Annotated in this window: 13 protein-coding genes; 2 read left to right on the top strand and 11 right to left on the bottom strand. The window is 38.4% G+C overall.

The genetic code is table 11. The features are described 5' to 3' along the window. Position 1: 1 nt before the first annotated feature. The 5 genes from mreC to H8Z77_RS09580 all read right to left on the bottom strand — a co-directional run bounded on the left by mreC (position 2) and on the right by H8Z77_RS09580 (position 5,213). Positions 2–892 carry a rod shape-determining protein MreC gene (gene mreC, locus H8Z77_RS09600; protein WP_186996868.1) on the bottom strand — a complete coding sequence of 297 codons (891 nt, stop codon included), beginning with the start codon at positions 890–892 and terminating at the stop codon, positions 2–4. 133 nt (positions 893–1,025) lie between these two features. Continuing rightward, positions 1,026–2,042: a rod shape-determining protein gene (locus H8Z77_RS09595; RefSeq protein ID WP_069987838.1), complete on the bottom strand. Its 1,017-nt coding sequence runs from the start codon at positions 2,040–2,042 to the stop codon at positions 1,026–1,028. Positions 2,043–2,173: 131 nt separating this feature from the next. After that, positions 2,174–2,731, bottom strand: a complete 558-nt coding sequence (locus H8Z77_RS09590; protein WP_186996867.1) for a Maf family protein — start codon at positions 2,729–2,731, stop codon at positions 2,174–2,176. 51 nt (positions 2,732–2,782) lie between these two features. Then, positions 2,783–4,849 (bottom strand): U32 family peptidase, encoded by a 2,067-nt coding sequence (locus tag H8Z77_RS09585; RefSeq protein WP_186996866.1) that lies wholly within the window; start codon positions 4,847–4,849, stop codon positions 2,783–2,785. Beyond that, on the bottom strand, positions 4,821–5,213 hold the full coding sequence (locus H8Z77_RS09580) for a cell division protein ZapA (RefSeq protein WP_069987831.1): 393 nt from the start codon (positions 5,211–5,213) through the stop codon (positions 4,821–4,823). Before H8Z77_RS09580 ends, H8Z77_RS09585 begins: the two co-directional genes overlap by 29 nt. A 349-nt stretch (positions 5,214–5,562) precedes the next feature. On the opposite strand from H8Z77_RS09580, the gene H8Z77_RS09575 reads away from it, so the two are divergent. Then, positions 5,563–7,956: a glycogen/starch/alpha-glucan phosphorylase gene (locus tag H8Z77_RS09575; RefSeq protein ID WP_186996865.1), complete on the top strand. Its 2,394-nt coding sequence runs from the start codon at positions 5,563–5,565 to the stop codon at positions 7,954–7,956. 82 nt (positions 7,957–8,038) lie between these two features. Next, entirely contained in the window at positions 8,039–9,889 is a 1,851-nt protein-coding gene (locus H8Z77_RS09570; RefSeq protein ID WP_186996864.1) for a glycoside hydrolase family 13 protein, read from the top strand. Between the two features lie 313 nt (positions 9,890–10,202). Here the strand turns inward: H8Z77_RS09570 and serS are convergent, their stop codons facing one another. The 6 genes from serS to H8Z77_RS09540 form a co-directional block, all read right to left on the bottom strand. Continuing rightward, the gene (gene serS / locus H8Z77_RS09565; protein ID WP_186996863.1) at positions 10,203–11,483 is read right to left on the bottom strand and encodes a serine--tRNA ligase; all 1,281 of its coding nucleotides are present in this window, start codon (positions 11,481–11,483) and stop codon (positions 10,203–10,205) included. A gap of 32 nt (positions 11,484–11,515) precedes the next feature. After that, on the bottom strand, positions 11,516–12,364 hold the full coding sequence (locus H8Z77_RS09560) for a ParB/RepB/Spo0J family partition protein (RefSeq protein WP_186996862.1): 849 nt from the start codon (positions 12,362–12,364) through the stop codon (positions 11,516–11,518). 3 nt (positions 12,365–12,367) lie between these two features. After that, positions 12,368–13,147 (bottom strand): ParA family protein, encoded by a 780-nt coding sequence (locus tag H8Z77_RS09555; protein WP_069987819.1) that lies wholly within the window; start codon positions 13,145–13,147, stop codon positions 12,368–12,370. Positions 13,148–13,504: 357 nt separating this feature from the next. Next, a complete protein-coding gene (locus tag H8Z77_RS09550) occupies positions 13,505–14,026 on the bottom strand; it encodes a YibE/F family protein (protein WP_186996861.1) in 522 nt (173 codons plus the stop codon). Further along, positions 13,989–14,678, bottom strand: coding sequence for a YibE/F family protein (locus tag H8Z77_RS09545; RefSeq protein ID WP_186996860.1), 690 nt, complete (start codon positions 14,676–14,678; stop codon positions 13,989–13,991). Before H8Z77_RS09545 ends, H8Z77_RS09550 begins: the two co-directional genes overlap by 38 nt. Positions 14,679–14,703: 25 nt before the next feature. Then, positions 14,704–17,076: an immunoglobulin-like domain-containing protein gene (locus H8Z77_RS09540; protein WP_186996859.1), complete on the bottom strand. Its 2,373-nt coding sequence runs from the start codon at positions 17,074–17,076 to the stop codon at positions 14,704–14,706. Between the last annotated feature and the right edge of the window lie 69 nt (positions 17,077–17,145).

The following is a 17,145-nucleotide window of genomic DNA, read 5'->3' as shown; positions in this document are numbered from 1 at the left end:
CTCAGCCCTCCCCAGACGATGTATTGGCAGAAGAATTGGTGCCATCCGGTGTGGACACACCCTGTCCTGTAAAGCTTTTGATGACAAGGACATCATTTACTTTTTCAATATCCACCATTGGTTCAATTTCAGCATAAGCAGAAATCCCATTTTCCTGAACGGAAATTTTCTGAACAGTACCAATTTGTAAACTTGCTGGGAATACCCCGCTAGATCCGGCAGTAGTAACAATGCTTCCCTCTTCAATTTTGGTTTCTTTATCCAAATGGAGCATCTGGCACATTCCCTGTTCCGCTAAAGAAATCTCCCCATTTACAACCCCCGCACTTTGGGTTGTTATCTCATAAGCACTGATATATAACTCTGGGTTTAATATAGTAATGACATGGGAATAGGTCAACGCAACTGAATCCACCTGTCCTACTAAGCCTTGGGATGTCATAACAACATCCCCCACTTCAATTCCGTTCAACGAACCTTTGTTGATCTGGAAAGAACAGAATGGGTCGCTAGCATCCCGTGAAATTACATTGGCTGGTTCCAAATCATAATCCGGGTTTATCTCTTTAATATCCGCAATTTCTTTCAGCTGATCATTTTCTGCTTTAATTTTTTCATAATCAATCAGTTTTTCATTCAAATCTGTAATTTGCTGTTTCAGTTCTTCATTTTCTTTTTTGTATTCGTTCGCATTAACCAATGGGTCAGTTAAACTGCTAAACCCGTTAGAAATGGTAGACGCTAGACTTTTAAAAGGAGAAGCAATCACGCCAATCAGTTGGGATGGCGAGGATATGTTCCCAGTTGAGGCCTCGTATAAAATAAATGCCAAAAAAACAGCAATAACCCCTAACAATATTTTAAAAATGGCACTTTTAAAAAATTCTCTCAATGGTTTTTACACCCCCAAAGTTGGATGTCCATACGGTTGTTGTCAATTCCACTAATAGCGGATAAGACCGAGCTCAACCTGTATGTTAAGCCCAGTCTTATCAGATTGTATTTGTTAAGTTCCACCCGTTGTATTAAAAACGGTCCTCTGTTAAAACATCAGCCAGTTTATCGATGTTTTCCAATACCTTACCTGTACCTTCCGCTACGCAGTCCAATGGGCTTTCCGCAATATGCACAGGCATGCCTGTTTCTTGGGAAATCAAACGATCCAGCCCTCTCAGCAAAGCGCCGCCACCAGTTAGCATAATCCCCTGGTCAATAATATCCGCAGCCAACTCTGGTGGGGTTTTTTCCAATGTTACTTTTACTGCATCAATCACACTGGATAACGCATCCCCCAGCGCTTCCCGAATTTCCACAGAAGAAATTTCGATATTTTCTGGCAGACCATTCAATAAGTTTCTACCTTTGATCTCCATTGTTTCTTCTGTTTCCAGAGGGAAAGCGGAACCAATATTCATTTTGATATTTTCTGCTGTACGTTCCCCGATTAGCAGATTATATTTCTTTTTAATATACTGGATAATCGCATTGTCAAATGCGTCCCCGCCAACACGGACGGATTTTGCGGCTACAATACCACCTAAGGAAATTACTGCTACTTCACTGGTACCGCCGCCAATATCTACTACCATATTACCGGTAGGTTCTTCTACTGGCAAGCCCGCACCAATTGCCGCTGCCATAGGTTCTTCAATAATCGCAACTTTTTTTGCGCCAGCCCGTTCTGTCGCTTCTTTTACTGCCCTTCTTTCTACAGCAGTAACGCCGGATGGGATGCAGATGATAACACGTGGCTTCGCCAAAAATGTTTTGTTCAACGCTTTTTTGATAAATTGTTCCAACATGCTGGTGGTGATGTCAAAATCAGCGATAACGCCGTCTTTTAATGGACGGACTGCTGTGATGGAACCAGGGGTTCTACCGATTACTTGTTTTGCTTCTAATCCCACAAATTTTACAATGTCTGTTCTGGTATCCACAGCAACAACGGAAGGCTCCCGGATAATAATCCCTTTGCCTTTCATAAATACCAGTGTGTTCGCGGTTCCCAAGTCAATACCAATGTCCTTTGAAAATGCTCCCATGTTACAAACTCCTCCTATATTGAAAAAAACTGAACGTTTTAATAGCAAAAATAACGCAATAGACTACAAGTCCTTTTAACTTTTTCATTATAACCCTAAATCGGCTTTTTCTCAACGTTTTTCGTAAAATTTCACTTTCTATTCACAAAAAGATTTAATTCCCGACTCAGTTTTGAAACAGGCAGGCCAACCACGTTATAATAATCCCCATTGATTTTCTTTACCAACAGGCATCCCTGGCCTTGGATGCCGTATCCGCCAGCTTTATCAAAGGGTTCGTTGGTGTCAATATAATCTTTGATTTCCTGCTCGGTCAGCTGGTAAAAGGTCACTTCGGTTATTTCAGAAAAACTGGCTGTTTTATCTCCCTGTATCATAGCTACTCCAGTGATTACTTTATGAGTATTCCCCGAAAGCCTACTTAGCATCTCAAAAGTATGTTGTTTATTTTCAGGTTTTCCCAGCACTTCCCCATCCAGGATGACAACGGTATCACAACCAACAACCAGCTCATCCGGATGTTCTTGGGCAACCTGGTCCGCTTTTGCCCTTGCCAAGCGCTCTGCAAAGTATTCTACTGGTTTTTGTGCCACCAGGCTTTCATCCACTCCAGATGGAATAATTTTCACATCTTTGCAAATTCTTTGAATTAATTCTTTTCTTCTTGGCGATTTTGAAGCTAAAATCATAATATGTCTTCCTTTTCTATGATTTGTCTATGATAATACATTTTATTTTTTCTATAAAACGCCCCGGTAATACAATCCTTTTGTAATAGGCAGCTCTATTTTTTGTTTTTGCAAAAAGTTTTGAACCATTTGCCTACTCTGCTCCGGGGTTTCCAACGTAATTTTTAATGTAAAAAATGAGATATTGGTAAAATCATCAATCCGGTCGGCAATCCACAAACAATCGCTGTTATAAATTTCACTACATCCATCCGAACAAGCTACCCGGAACCGTTTCCCTTTCCGGTCGGTCAGCCAGGATTGTTGTTTACATTGCCTACAGGTTTTCTGGTTCTTAATTGGGCAGTTCCTGGTCAACATCAACGGCAAGTATCCTCCGGCAAGGATACCACAAGGAAGGCTGCTTTTTAAATTTTTCATCTGTTTTACCGTCAATTCCGGAGATACCACACAATCCTGGAACCCCCATTCTTCCAGCTGGGCAATACTCATGGAATTGGCAATATTCAAACCAAATCCGCCATGCAGCCGATACCCCAGTTGTTTTCCAATCTGAATCTGTGCTAGGTTTTGTACCAATAAATCTTGAATCCCTTGCTGTTTTAATGTTTCCAGTTGCTGAATTACTTGTTGCTCTATTCCAAACATCGCTCTTGGAGGAATTACAACTAACTTTTGTTTCCATGGAGCAAGTTTAGTTATATACTTGGATAATTCCTCCAATTTTAAACCAATCCATTCAAATTGATCCATAAATTCCAGTGGAATTTGATCGAACCGTTCAAATTCTACCCTTAGACTAGTGATTTTAGGAGGGGTAAGAGGGATTTTGCTCTCTTTTATCGGAAAAAACGTTTTCGGATGGATAGCGGAACGTTTCTGCTCCAGTTGTTGTACTGCCTCACGCCGCATCCCGTTTAAAACAGAAACTGGTAAACTTAACCCATCCTCCAACTCTGCCTGAAACTGTTTTAAATAAAAAGCTGTCCCACCCAGTTTTCCCAAGCTGGACTGGAGCTTTTCCTCTGTTAGGGCAACATGTTTCGCTGTTTCCGGAACTACCCCAGAAACATGTGCTTGATTTCCATCTTGATCCCATAGGGTAAGTTGGGATGGACAATCTGATTTTAGTTGAAACTTCATCCAAACTGGAATCCTTGGAGTGGGCTTTTGATAGGTATTCTCCAGTTGTTTTAACAGCTTAGCCGAAGCTGCTGTCACATCTTCTTTGCTCCGCACACCAAACATTTGGGGAGAAAGTTTTTGATCTAAATAACCATCTGTAAACCCACTGCGAGAAAATACGGATTGTAACACTTCCATATTGGGTTGGTTTCCATCCACAACTGCTTTACAAGCGGATACCGCTGCTGCCACATATTCCGGCCGTTTCATTCTGCCTTCAATTTTTAAGGAATAAACCCCCGCATCCAGCAGTTCTGGAATCCGTTGCACTGCACTCAAATCTTTCAAAGAAAGGTCACACCTACCCGGCGCTCCTGCTGAAAAAGGCAGACGACAAGGCTGGGCACACATGCCACGGTTGGCACTGCGCCCTCCTAACATCCCGCTCATATAACATTGCCCAGAAACACACATACACAGTGCCCCATGGACAAACGCTTCCAATTCAATTCCGGCTTTCGCCACATTCCGGATTTCTTCCAGGCTCATTTCCCGAGATAATACCACACGGGAAAAGCCCTGTTCTTTTAAAAATTCCGCTCCTTTCCGGGTATGGATACTCATTTGGGTGGAACCATGCAGCCTCAACTCCGGGGCAACCTGTTTTACTAGGGAGGCAACGCCAATATCCTGTACAATCACCGCATCTAACCCCAATTCACAGGCTTGTTGTAGGGTTTCAATTACCTGCTTCCGTTCCTCATCAAACGCTATCGTATTTAACGTCAAATATACTTTTGCCCCATTCAAGTGGCAATATTCTACGGTTTCTTTTAATTGGGAATAATCAAAATTTTTCGCGTTTCTTCTTGCGTTTAACGCTTTCATCCCCAGATAAATGCTGTCGGCGCCATTGTTCAAGGCGGCTCTCACACAGTCCGGCTGGCCTGCGGGAGCTAAGAGTTCATAACGGCTTGGTATGATTCTGGTCAATTTTATCCCTCAATGTATAAATTTCTAATTCTGTTTGCAACTTTTCAATAGTTTGCTGGTATTCATCCAGTTTCCTTTGGCAGTATTCCAGCTGGCGCTGGGATTCTGCTGCCTCATCCACATAGTTTTTGATCTGCATTCTGATATTATCAATATTGGAGCTGGATTTTACCCTCTCATCCAAAATATCCAATGCTACCAATATTGCCGCATCTGGAAGGGAAATTAAACGGTCTACACTGAACACGTCTTCCAACCGTTTATCCAACTTCCTTGCCAATTCTTTCATATATTCTGGATCGTCCTGGGTGCGTAATACATAACGTTTCCCGCCAATAAACACTTCCACACGATTATATTCCATTTTTGAGACATCCTTTCCCACGGTTTTATCTGTATGAGGCTGGTATATTGCAGCTTATACTCCTGGGTACTGCATTCTATTTTATTGCCACAATCCAAAAATTTGACTGACTACCTCCGAAAAATACAGATTTCTGTTAATTTTATTATACAGCAATATACAAAATAAAAAAAGATATTTTGTTGGTTTTTTCAAAATAATCTACACATCTGATGAACATTTTAAATTTTTCTATGACAAACGTAAATTGTTTTCAACCCGCCGTAATTTCATTGATTTTTGGGCAATTTAGAGATATAATAATTATTATGTGAATACCTTTTAATATAAAATCATGAGGAGGACACGCATGAATACTTATTCTACCGATTATTTAAAAAATCAAATTGAAGAAAATATTGCGATGTTACATGAAACTACGGATACTGCCTCCAACCAGACTTTTTATAAAGCAGCAGCCAAAACAGTTAATGATATTTTAATAGAACGCTCAAAACACTTTCAGGCACAAGCTGCTTCTAAAGGAGTAAAACAGGTAAACTACCTGAGTATGGAATTTTTAATGGGGCGTTCCCTAAAAAATAGCTTATATAACCTTGGTTTAGTAGACCAGTTTGAAAAGATTATGAAAGACTATGATGTTAATCTAACCGACCTTTATGAATGTGAACCAGATGCAGGTTTAGGGAATGGTGGTCTGGGAAGATTGGCGGCATGTTATTTGGATGGCTTTGCCACCCAAGGGTACAACGCCTATGGTTATTCCATCCTATACGAATTTGGTATTTTCCAACAAAAAATCGTGGATGGATGGCAGACAGAACTCCCGGACAACTGGCTTCCAGGGGGACGGGTATGGCTTCACGCCAAACCAGAACTAGCTGTAGATGTTCATTTTGGCGGTTATATTGATGAATTCTGGGACAATGGCTACCACTTTACTAGTCATAAAAATTATACCACCGTAAAAGCAGTACCATATGATATGTATGTATCCGGTTACAACAGCCCAGCTGTGGCAATCCTTCGCTTATGGAAAGCGGAAAGCCCTGCTTTTGATATGGAATCCTTTAACCGTGGAGATTACACCCATGCCTTAAGCCAAAGTATGACCGCTGAGGCAATCTCTAAAGTCCTGTATCCAAATGACAACCACACTCAGGGAAAAATGCTCCGCTTACGCCAACAGTATTTCCTGTGTGCCGCTTCGGTAGCAGATATTACTAACCGCCACATGCGGGAATACGGTACTTTGGATAACTTTGCGGAAAAGAACACCATCCATATCAATGACACCCATCCAACCTTGGCAATTCCTGAGTTAATGCGGATTTTATTAGATGAATGTGGCTATGGTTGGGATCACGCCTGGAAGATTGTTACCAAAACCTTTAATTATACCAACCATACTGTGATGAAAGAAGCCTTGGAAGTATGGAATGAAGATATTTTTAAAGAAATCCTTCCACGCATTTACCAGATTGTCGCAGAAATTAACCGCCGATTTGTGGAAGAGATGAATCAGCAGTTTGCTTGGGACACCATGCGGATTGAACGGATGGCAATTGTTTCAAACCATCAAGTACGTATGGCAAACCTTTGCGTATACACTTCTAACAAGGTAAATGGGGTTTCCAAATTGCACAGTGAAATCATCAAACAAAATGTATTCCACGAATTTTACGATTTGTATCCCGCTAAATTTACCAATGTCACCAACGGTATCGCATATCGCAGATGGCTGTTGCAATCCAATCCATGGCTGACCAATCTGTTAAAATCCACCATTGGGGATGGATTCTTACAGGATGCTTCCCAACTGAAAAAATTTGAAAAATACGCAACCGATAAAAAAGTGCATAAACAGTTGGCAGAAGCAAAACTCTCTGCAAAAAAAGCGTTGGCGTCCTATATGAAAAAGACACAGGGCATTGAAATGAATGTAAATTCTATGTTTGATGTACAAGTAAAACGAATGCACGAATACAAACGCCAACACCTGAACGCCTTAAATATTATTACCGATTACCTCTATCTGAAAGAGAATCCAAACGCTGATTTTGTCCCAAAAACTTATATTTTTGGTGCGAAAGCAGCTCCAGGTTACTATATGGCAAAACAGATTATTAAACTGCTTTGCTGCCTAGCGGAGGAGATTAAAAAGGACCCTGTGATCAGCAAAAAGCTGAGTGTGGTTTATCTGGAAAACTACAGCGTTACTTTATCTGAATATATTATGCCTGCCAGTGAAGTGAGTGAACAGATTTCCCTGGCCGGTACAGAAGCAAGCGGAACTGGTAACATGAAATTTATGTTAAACGGCGCTGTTACCCTAGGGACAATGGATGGGGCGAATGTAGAAATCTGTGAACGAGTTGGCAACGACAATATCGTTATCTTCGGTATGGATGCGGAACAGGTAGAAACAACCAAAGAAATGGGTTATGCTCCAATTGAGTATTACAACAACAACCCGGATATCAAACGTGCGATTGACTTTATTGAAAGTGGCGTAGCTGGTTCCACCTTCCCTGATATTGCGAACTCCTTAAAATGGAATGACCCTTATATGGTTTTGGCTGACTTTGACTCCTACCGCAAAGCGCAGGCAAAAATTAGTGAATTATACCAAAAACCTGATGTATGGTATACTATGGCTGCAATGAATATTGCGAACGCAGGCTACTTCTCAGCTGACCGCTCAGTAAAAGATTATGCAACCGGCATCTGGGAATTGGAATAGCAACAAATGATAACAATATCGACAGCCTGTATCCTTCGGATGCAGGTTGTTTTCTCATTCTATCAAATCGAGGTGACTCCCATTGGAAGATTGTATTTTTAATAGTATGGACCCCGCTTACCGCAATCCATTTGGAGCAGTATCCACTGGTACTACAGTAGATTTTACGATTCATATTCCATTGGATTTGGTATATGCCACTGCTACACTGGTATTATACGATGATGGCATGGAACGCAGGATTCCTCTTGAATACCAACAAACAAAAAACAACTTGATTTTTTATCATACTTGTTTTACCTTTGACCAACCAGGTGTCTTCTTTTATTATTTCCATATCAATCGGGGACAGGAAAACTATTGGGTAAAACGTGGTGAAACTGGAAAAGGCTATCTGTCTCAATCTGGGCAAGGCTCTGATTATCAGATTACTGTTTATCAAAAAGGGTTTCAAACCCCGGATGAAGTAAAAGGCGGTTTGTTTTATCAGATTTTTTCTGACCGTTTTTATTCTAGTGGGGAAAATATTGAAAATGCCCCTGATGACCGAATCCTCCGCTCTGATTGGGGTGGCATGCCCTACTTTCTTCCCAATGAACAGGGGGAAATTTTAAATAATGATTATTTTTGTGGTGATTTAAAGGGAATTGAACAAAAATTAAATTATTTAGAAAGCCTGGGGGTTACAATCCTTTATTTGAACCCCATTTTTGAAGCCCATTCTAACCATCGGTATAATACGGCTAATTATTTAAAAATTGACCCCTTATTAGGAACGGAACAAGATTTTTCCCATCTATGCGCAGAGGCGAAAAAACATGGGATTAAAATTATTTTAGACGGTGTGTTTAGCCATACAGGGAGCGATAGTATCTATTTTAATAAAGAAAACCGTTATGATACCTTAGGAGCATTTAATAGCATGAACAGCCCTTATTTTAAATGGTTCCACTTTATTAAATACCCAGATGTTTACCAATCCTGGTGGGGATTCTCCACATTGCCAGAGTTAAATAAACATGACCCAGATTACATTGAATTTATTTGTGGTAAAAATGGCGTCTTACGTCATTGGCTCCGTTTGGGGGCATCTGGGTTCCGACTAGATGTGGCAGATGAATTGCCGGATGAATTTATCCAAAAAGTACGGGAAGCGGTAAAAGCAGAAGGAGAAGAAAACCTGCTCATTGGAGAGGTATGGGAAGACGCTTCCAATAAAATCGCGTATGGCATCCGTCGGAAGTATTTCCAGGGAAAAGAACTGGATAGCGTAATGAACTATCCTTTTAAAAATGCAATTTTAGATTTTGTGAAAGACCAAGATAAGCAAAGTTTTTTCAACAAAATTTCAATAATTGTTGAAAATTATCCTCCTCAGTGTTTGCATACTGCCATGAATTCTATTTCCACCCATGATACAGAACGGGCGATTACGGTAATTGCAGGGGAAAGCTGCTGTGGAAAAGGGCGTGAATGGCAGTCCCATCATCAGCTCACCATCTCACAATACCGAGATGGTATCAATAAACTAAAAGTGGCTATGACCCTACAATATTTCCTACCGGGTATCCCATGCTTATATTATGGGGATGAGGCTGGTTTACAGGGATATAAAGACCCTTTTAACCGAGGATGTTATCCATGGGGACAGGAAAATAAAGCTTTAATTTCTTATTGCCAACGTCTTGGAACCTTACGTAAAACCTGCCCTGGATTAAAGGATGGAAGCTTAACCTTTTTACCTTCTCCAGAAGGTATTATAATTTTAAAACGGGATGGATCTGATGGTTCTTGTATATTATCGTTAAATTATACTAATTGTAATCAAGTAATTGAACTAGCTTACCGTGGTTATCGTATTAACCAAAAAATTGTATTAAAAAAACAATCCTATACGATTCCACCGTTTGATTATATCTTATTCGAAAAGTAATTTATTTTTTAATATATACTATTTGTAATTTAATAATATTTTCTAATATCTATTTTTAAAGTAATAGGTCGATTTCTTGCAATTATTTTTTGTGTTATTCTAAAATATTATTGCATTTTATTTTGTATAAAAATAAAATGATAATGGATATGACAAAATCTATTTTAATATAAATTTTTTTAATAACAGTTTCTTTTATAAACAATAGTAGCTAATTGTTCCACTAAGAGTATGATAAAAATAAACGCACAAAATCCCATCTGAATCAGATGGGATTTTGTTATATTAATAAAAATATATACAATTCGTTATATTACTGGATTTTATCTTTTCCACCCATATACATACGCAGTGGTTCTGGGATATGAATGCTTCCATCTGCATTCAAGTTGTTTTCCAAGAACGCAATCAGCATACGTGGTGGTGCAACAACTGTATTATTTAATGTATGTGGTAAGTAATTGCCTTTTTCTTTATTTTTTACTCGAATACCTAAACGCCTTGCTTGTGCATCCCCTAAGTTGGAACAACTGCCCACTTCAAAGTATTTCTGTTGGCGTGGGGACCATGCTTCTACGTCAATGCTCTTTACTTTCAAATCCGCCAAATCACCAGAGCAGCACTCTAAAGTGCGAACTGGGATATCCAAAGAACGGAAAAATTCTACGGTATAAGAGTATAATTTTTCAAACCAAGCTGGGCTTTCTTCTGGCTTACAAACCACAATCATTTCTTGTTTTTCAAATTGATGGATTCGATAAACTCCACGTTCTTCGATGCCGTGTGCCCCCACTTCTTTTCGGAAACATGGAGAATAGCTAGTCAATGTCTGAGGCAAATCCTGTTCATCCAACATGGTATCAATAAATTTACCAATCATAGAGTGTTCACTGGTACCAATTAAATACAGGTCTTCCCCTTCAATTTTATACATCATATTTTCCATCTCAGAAAAGCTCATAACACCGTCCACAACGTTGCTGCGAATCATAAATGGTGGTACATAATAGGTAAACCCTTTGTCAATCATGAAATCACGGGCGTAGGATAAAATAGCAGAATGCAAACGAGCAATATCACCACGCAGATAATAAAAACCGTTTCCACTGGTTTTTCTGGCACTGTCTAAATCAATCCCATTCAGTTTTTCCATAATATCTACATGGTATGGCACTTCAAAATCTGGTACAACTGGTTCACCAAACCGTTCTACTTCAACATTTTCACTATCATCTTTTCCAATTGGAACAGATGGGTCAATGATATTTGGAATCACCAGCATACGTTCTCTGATTTGTTTGGAGAGTTCGTCCTCTTTTACTTCTAAGTCAGCTAGTTCCTGAGCCATAGCGGTTACTTGAGATTTCGCTTCTTCCGCTTTGTCCTTCTCCCCTTTTGCCATAAATCCGCCAATCTGTTTGCTAATTGCGTTTCTTTGGCTTCTCAAATAGTCACAACGGGTTTTTGCATCCCTGTATTGCTGATCTAGTTCGATTACTTCATCTACCAAAGGTAATTTTTGGTCCTGAAATTTCTTTTTGAGATTTTCTTTTACTACATCCGGATTTGCCCGTAAAAATTTAATATCTAACATGCTATTTCTCCTTTAATTTAATTTTGTAATCATTACATATTTTCTGCAAGCTTTTTTGCAAGTTCTTTTAATTCTTCTTTGCTATAAAAATCAATATGTAGAGTTCCATGGTCTTGTTTATTGACATCAATTTTGATTTTCCGGCTCAGCTCATTGCTCAAGGCAATTTCCACTTCATCAAAATAGCTGTCACGAATTTTTATTGCTTTTTGTTTTGGCTGCTGCTGTTCTTTTTTTGCCATTGCTTCTAATTGCCGGACCGTTAATCCTTTTTTTACAGTTAATTTTGCGATTTCCACCATTTTTTCTGGGTCTTCAAACGCTAAAATGGCTTTACCTTGTCCAAAACTCAAATCACCTTGTTGCAATAAAGCAATAACTTCCTCGGGTAAATTAAGTAAACGCAGGGAATTAGCGATTGCGGGGCGGGATTTCCCTACACTGTTCGCTACTTGATCCTGTGTAAAATGATATTCTTCCATGAGTTGACGATATCCCATTGCTTCTTCGATTGGATTCAGATCTTCCCTCTGTAAATTTTCAATCAGGGCTACTTCCATAACTTGCTGGTCATCCATTTCACGAATCACAACTGGTACTTCTGCCAACCCCAGCATTCTACTAGCTCTCCAGCGCCGTTCTCCTGCAATAATTTGGTAACTTCCATTTGCCATAGGACGCACAATTAACGGCTGAATTAAACCATGTTGCCGTATGGAATCTGCCAAGGAAGCCAAAGCTGCTTCGTCAAAATCTTTTCTTGGTTGGTTTCGATTTGGCTCAATTTCTGATAACCGTATAGTTGTTACTTCATCACTCGGTGTGCCATTATCCTGAAATAGGGCGTCCAAACCTTTTCCAAGCCCTTTTTTCCTTGCCATGCATCAACTCTCCTTTCTTTTTTTATTGATTTTAATAATTTCTTTTGCTAATTCATCGTAAGCTTTCGCACCTTTAGAGTTTTTATCATAATAAACCGCAGGTTCCCCAAAGCTCGGTGCTTCAGAAAGGCGGACTGTTCGAGGAATAACTGTTTTATATACCTTTTTGGGGAAGAATTTTTTAATTTCAGCTACAACCTGCATTGTCAAATTTAATCTTCCATCAAACATGGTTAGCAAAACGCCTTCGATATCAATCAATGGATTATACATTTTTTTTACTTGCCGCACCGTCCCTAGCAATTGGGAAAGGCCTTCCAAAGCATAGTATTCACACTGGATTGGCACCAACAAGGTATCACAAGCTGTTAATGCGTTTAGAGTAATTAATCCCAATGAAGGAGGACAGTCAAACAAGATAAAATCATAATTAGGTTTAATAGTTGCTAAAGATTTTTTTAATAGAAATGTCCTTTCTTCTAGATTAACCATTTCAATTTCCGCTCCAGCCAATTCCATGCCTGCGGGAATAATATCTAAATTTTTAAATTTAGTATGTTGAATAATTTGTTCTGCCGGAATCTCCCCCAACAATAAATCATAGGAAGTAAGATCATTATCTTTTTTATTGATTCCACATCCACTAGTTGCATTTCCCTGCGGGTCAATATCAATTAATAATACTTTCTTATTGCGGCAGCCCATAGAAGCTGCCAAATTTACAGTAGTAGTAGTCTTTCCTACTCCACCTTTTTGGTTTACGATTGCAATAATCTTTCCCATTTGATCACTCCAAAAATAGATAAACAACAGTGTTGTATGTAAATATGTTAAGTTGAGTGCTTTTACTACCATTTTCTGTTGTGTTGTACTGCCTACATACAATATAAAATGGTTCTGGTTTTTGCAAATTATTCAATTTGCATTTAAAATCTAATTCTATTTTTTATTATATCACAAACAAAATACAAAGAAAAGTAATTTGACAAGAAAAACTGATAAAATGTTTCACGTGAAACATTATTTACTTATTACGATTATGTTTCACGTGGAACATAATCAATTTTCATCCATATCATGTATTTGTTTCACGTGAAACAAAAAGAAAAAGCAGTAATTCTAATACTGCTTTTTCTTTTTTTAAGATTGTTGTTTGCTCCTTTGTTTCCAGTTTAACTTTGTTGTAAACAGCGCTGTCAAAATTGCCGTAATTGGTACTACTAATATAACAGCTACACTTCCTGTTATACTGTGCAATAATTCTATTGCAATATAATCCGAACTCAACAACTGTTGCAACTGCGTTCCATAAGAAATCAAAACAAGCAATGCGGTTACCGCACTTCCTACAAACGCTAAAATTAAAGTCTCACACATCGTTCCAATCATATCGCTTCCAATTTTCATACCAGAAACAAAAATCTGTTTTCCAGTTAATTGTGGATGAATTCGTTTCATTTCATATAAGGAAGAGGTGATTGACATAGACATATCCATAGTAGCGCCTAAAGAGGCAATTAAAATTCCTACAAACAATAATTGGTTTACTTGTAACCCTGTATTTTGATGGATAATAATTAATTCCTCTGCTTGCTCCAAATTATATCCAGTTAAATGTAGAACATTAGAAAATAAATAATAAGCAATCGCTGCAATTAGCACTCCCCCCATAACAAGATACAATTGCTGTCCAGGTTTTTGCTTGAAAGCCATTCAATAGCAACATTGAAAAAACAGTTGTTACTAATACAGTTAAAATTGCCATACCAATTGGAGAGTACCCCTGATATATCATCGGCAAAAGGAATAATAGAATAAACAAGAGAGTAAATAAAAGCCCAATCAAACTTTTTAATCCTTTTAGGCCTCCAACAAGTATCATTAAAACAGCGAAAATACCAATAATACAATAGATACCCATACTCCTATCATAGTTAAAGACAGAATAATGAGGTTCTATCCCCTCTGGTGTATCTGATTTTACAATAATGTTGGTACCTTCAGTAGCTTTAATGTTATGGGTTGCTGTCAATTCATTATGGATAACAATTTGGGAGCCTTTTTGCTCCCCAGTTTTTAAAGTAACTAGTAGTGTTTGTTCCCCACGATACCGATTCGTTTCCCCTTCTTCCAACTGTAAATCTTCTTCTATTATCTGGTCTACTTTTCCCTTTTCATAGGTAATGGAATCACTGGTATACATTTGATACGATATTGCAGAAAGATTCTGATAGCAAAATACTGCTACCAGAATCCCTGCCATTACGATAATCAATATCAGTTCTTCCAACCGTTTTTTATGATTGGTTTTCATAAACATCAATATCCTATCTTAATTTTTATTTTTTTAATTTTCTTTTCATCAAAATAGTTCCACCAATTGTAGCACCTACTGCTGCTAACATTGCTGGGAAGAACAAGATGTAATCCCCTGTATGAACTGGTTTTGTAGAATTCTGAGTGGAAGATGTATTTTGAGAATTTGTAGAACTGGAATTGCCATTAGATTGATTGTCACCAGATTCACTGGAAGATTTTACAACAACAATGTGACGTTCTACAGAAGTGCTATTGCCATTTTCATCTGTAACACTATAAGTTAAAGTATAACTGCCTGGAGTTTGTGTATCCACTTTACCTTCCACTTGAATGAGATTTGTAATATCATTGCCATTCGCGTCAGTAGCAGATACCCCATCCATTGGGTCAAAATGGCTTCCTTGTTGAATAATTTCCTGATCTCCTGTTGTTACTTCTGGTAAATGAATGGTTGGATTTTCTGTTTGGGATGTTTTGTAAATTGTGAAAGTATCTACTGGAGTTAATTGATCTGTATCTGTATAATAGGTAGTAACAGTAAAGGAATTGTCTGTGACCTCTACATTGGTAATATTTTCGCGGTTACTTTGATCTTGAACTGCTACATAATCTGGCATACCAGAAGCTAATTTGCTGTTTCTACTATAATATTTACTACCGGATGCGGAGTTTGCAGTTATATATAAAACCTGACCTTCTTCTGGATCGGTTACACTGGTTGGAGCTTGTTCCCCTTTGGAAACATCATTTCCTTCCGGAACAACTGGATTTCCACCCTCCATCATATAAGTTCTGGTATAATAATGGTCATGTCCCATTAATACAACATCAATTCCCAATTCAGAAAAAATTGGCGCTAACTCTGCCCTTCTTTGCTGGATATCTTTGTCGGTGTAGTGGTTCGCCACACTGTAAATGGAATGATGGAACGAAACTACTGTCCATCTTGCTTCTGATCCATGTTCTTTTAATACTTTTTCCATAAATGCTTTATGTTCAGCAGTTTGAACATTGTTAGAGTTTAAAGATAGGAACAAAACATTGTTATAGGTAAACCAATAATCCCCACTGCCATCACCAGTATTGTTTGATTGACCTAAACTATCCACATTTGGCATATTAAAATGCTCGGTATATTTTTGGCTACCGCTATCATGGTTACCTACATTGGTTGCCAAGGATAAAGAATGCATTGCGTCAGGGGTAAGGAAACCAACGTATTGGTCTTCTTCCTCAGAATTTTTATCATTAATTTGGTCACCAGCACTCAATAAAAAGCTAGTTTCTGGGAACTGTTGCAAGGAGCGGTTCATTGTATTAACCCATCCTTCGGTATCACTTGCTGTATTAGAAGCCCCAATTTGTGGGTCGCCAGCAAATAGGAAATTAAAAGATGCATTTTCACCAAATGCCGCAGTAGTAAAGGAGTAGGTTTCCGACCATTTTTCATCATTTCCTACACGATAAAGATAAGTTGTGTTTTCTTTTAAACCATACATGGTCGCCTTATTATTTTGGAAACCTTGCATGCTGGTAGAGGATTGTACCGCTGGAACAGAAATAACATTTTCGGCTGGAAAACCAGCTTGTTCTATCCAACCTTCTGGTTTTACTACAAATTGTACTTGTGTTGCCTGAGTAGAAGTGCCATACCAAGTAATATTTTTTTGTGTTTCATCTTCCCCAATATTTAAAGAAATATCTTTGATTTCAGGCTGATTACCTTTGGTATCTAAAACAAGTTCTTGAAAATCAAAATACAGGTCAGAACTACTTGGACGTCCTTGATGCAATTCTACAGCAAGTACATTTCCTGTTTCTTTTAACTGTAAGGATTCTATATTTTCAAAATTGATTTTTCCAGCTTTTGGTGCACTGGCATTAGAACCACCATAACCATTTTCATCGAAAGATTCATCATCAAATCCGGCGATTTTCTGTCCATTTACATAAACAACAATGGCATCGTCATATAAAACAGATCCTGTAATTTTTTGAATATCCGCAAGATTGGTTGCGTCAAAAGTTGTCCTAAAATAATAAACAGGAATATCTGGTTCATTTTTGCCATCAATATACTGCTGCAATAAAGTATTTGGTAGATATCCGCCACTGAGTTCTTCCAATTTTCCATCTTTAGCACCAAAACTACCAGTTGCTGTTTTCCATTGTGTGGTGTCGTAATTGGAATCTGTTTTCCAATTATCTTCTGGTTTTGTATTGTTATCAAGATAATTCCAACTGGTTGTTTTTGTTGTGATTACAGGTGTTGCTTCTGTTTTTGCTTGTTGATTATTCCCTACAGCAAATACTGCTACTTGCTGGAAGGCAAACAACAATAGCAACACAAGAATCAGGCTAACAATTCTTTTTGCGTTTACTACTTTTTTCATAATAGCCTCCTGATCAATAATGATAGTAATTTTTTACCGTTTTCTATCTTACTAGGGAAAGATTGGCAT

Origin of the sequence: Clostridium facile (assembly GCF_014297275.1) — a bacterium.
GTDB lineage: Bacteria > Bacillota > Clostridia > Oscillospirales > Ruminococcaceae > Massilioclostridium > Massilioclostridium facile.
Note: the sequence above shows the minus strand (reverse complement) of the source record. Positions and strands in the feature narration are given on the sequence as shown.

Bases quoted from the DNA above. Each gene is read 5' to 3' on its own strand.
- H8Z77_RS09595 (WP_069987838.1), bottom strand. From the start codon at position 2,042: ATGGGAGCATTTTCAAAGGACATTGGTATTGACTTGGGAACCGCGAAC.
- H8Z77_RS09590 (WP_186996867.1), bottom strand. From the start codon at position 2,731: ATGATTTTAGCTTCAAAATCGCCAAGAAGAAAAGAATTAATTCAAAGA.
- H8Z77_RS09580 (WP_069987831.1), bottom strand. From the start codon at position 5,213: ATGGAATATAATCGTGTGGAAGTGTTTATTGGCGGGAAACGTTATGTA.
- H8Z77_RS09575 (WP_186996865.1), top strand. From the start codon at position 5,563: ATGAATACTTATTCTACCGATTATTTAAAAAATCAAATTGAAGAAAAT.
- serS (WP_186996863.1), bottom strand. From the start codon at position 11,483: ATGTTAGATATTAAATTTTTACGGGCAAATCCGGATGTAGTAAAAGAA.
- H8Z77_RS09560 (WP_186996862.1), bottom strand. From the start codon at position 12,364: ATGGCAAGGAAAAAAGGGCTTGGAAAAGGTTTGGACGCCCTATTTCAG.
- H8Z77_RS09555 (WP_069987819.1), bottom strand. From the start codon at position 13,147: ATGGGAAAGATTATTGCAATCGTAAACCAAAAAGGTGGAGTAGGAAAG.
- H8Z77_RS09545 (WP_186996860.1), bottom strand. From the start codon at position 14,678: ATGAAAACCAATCATAAAAAACGGTTGGAAGAACTGATATTGATTATC.
- H8Z77_RS09540 (WP_186996859.1), bottom strand. From the start codon at position 17,076: ATGAAAAAAGTAGTAAACGCAAAAAGAATTGTTAGCCTGATTCTTGTG.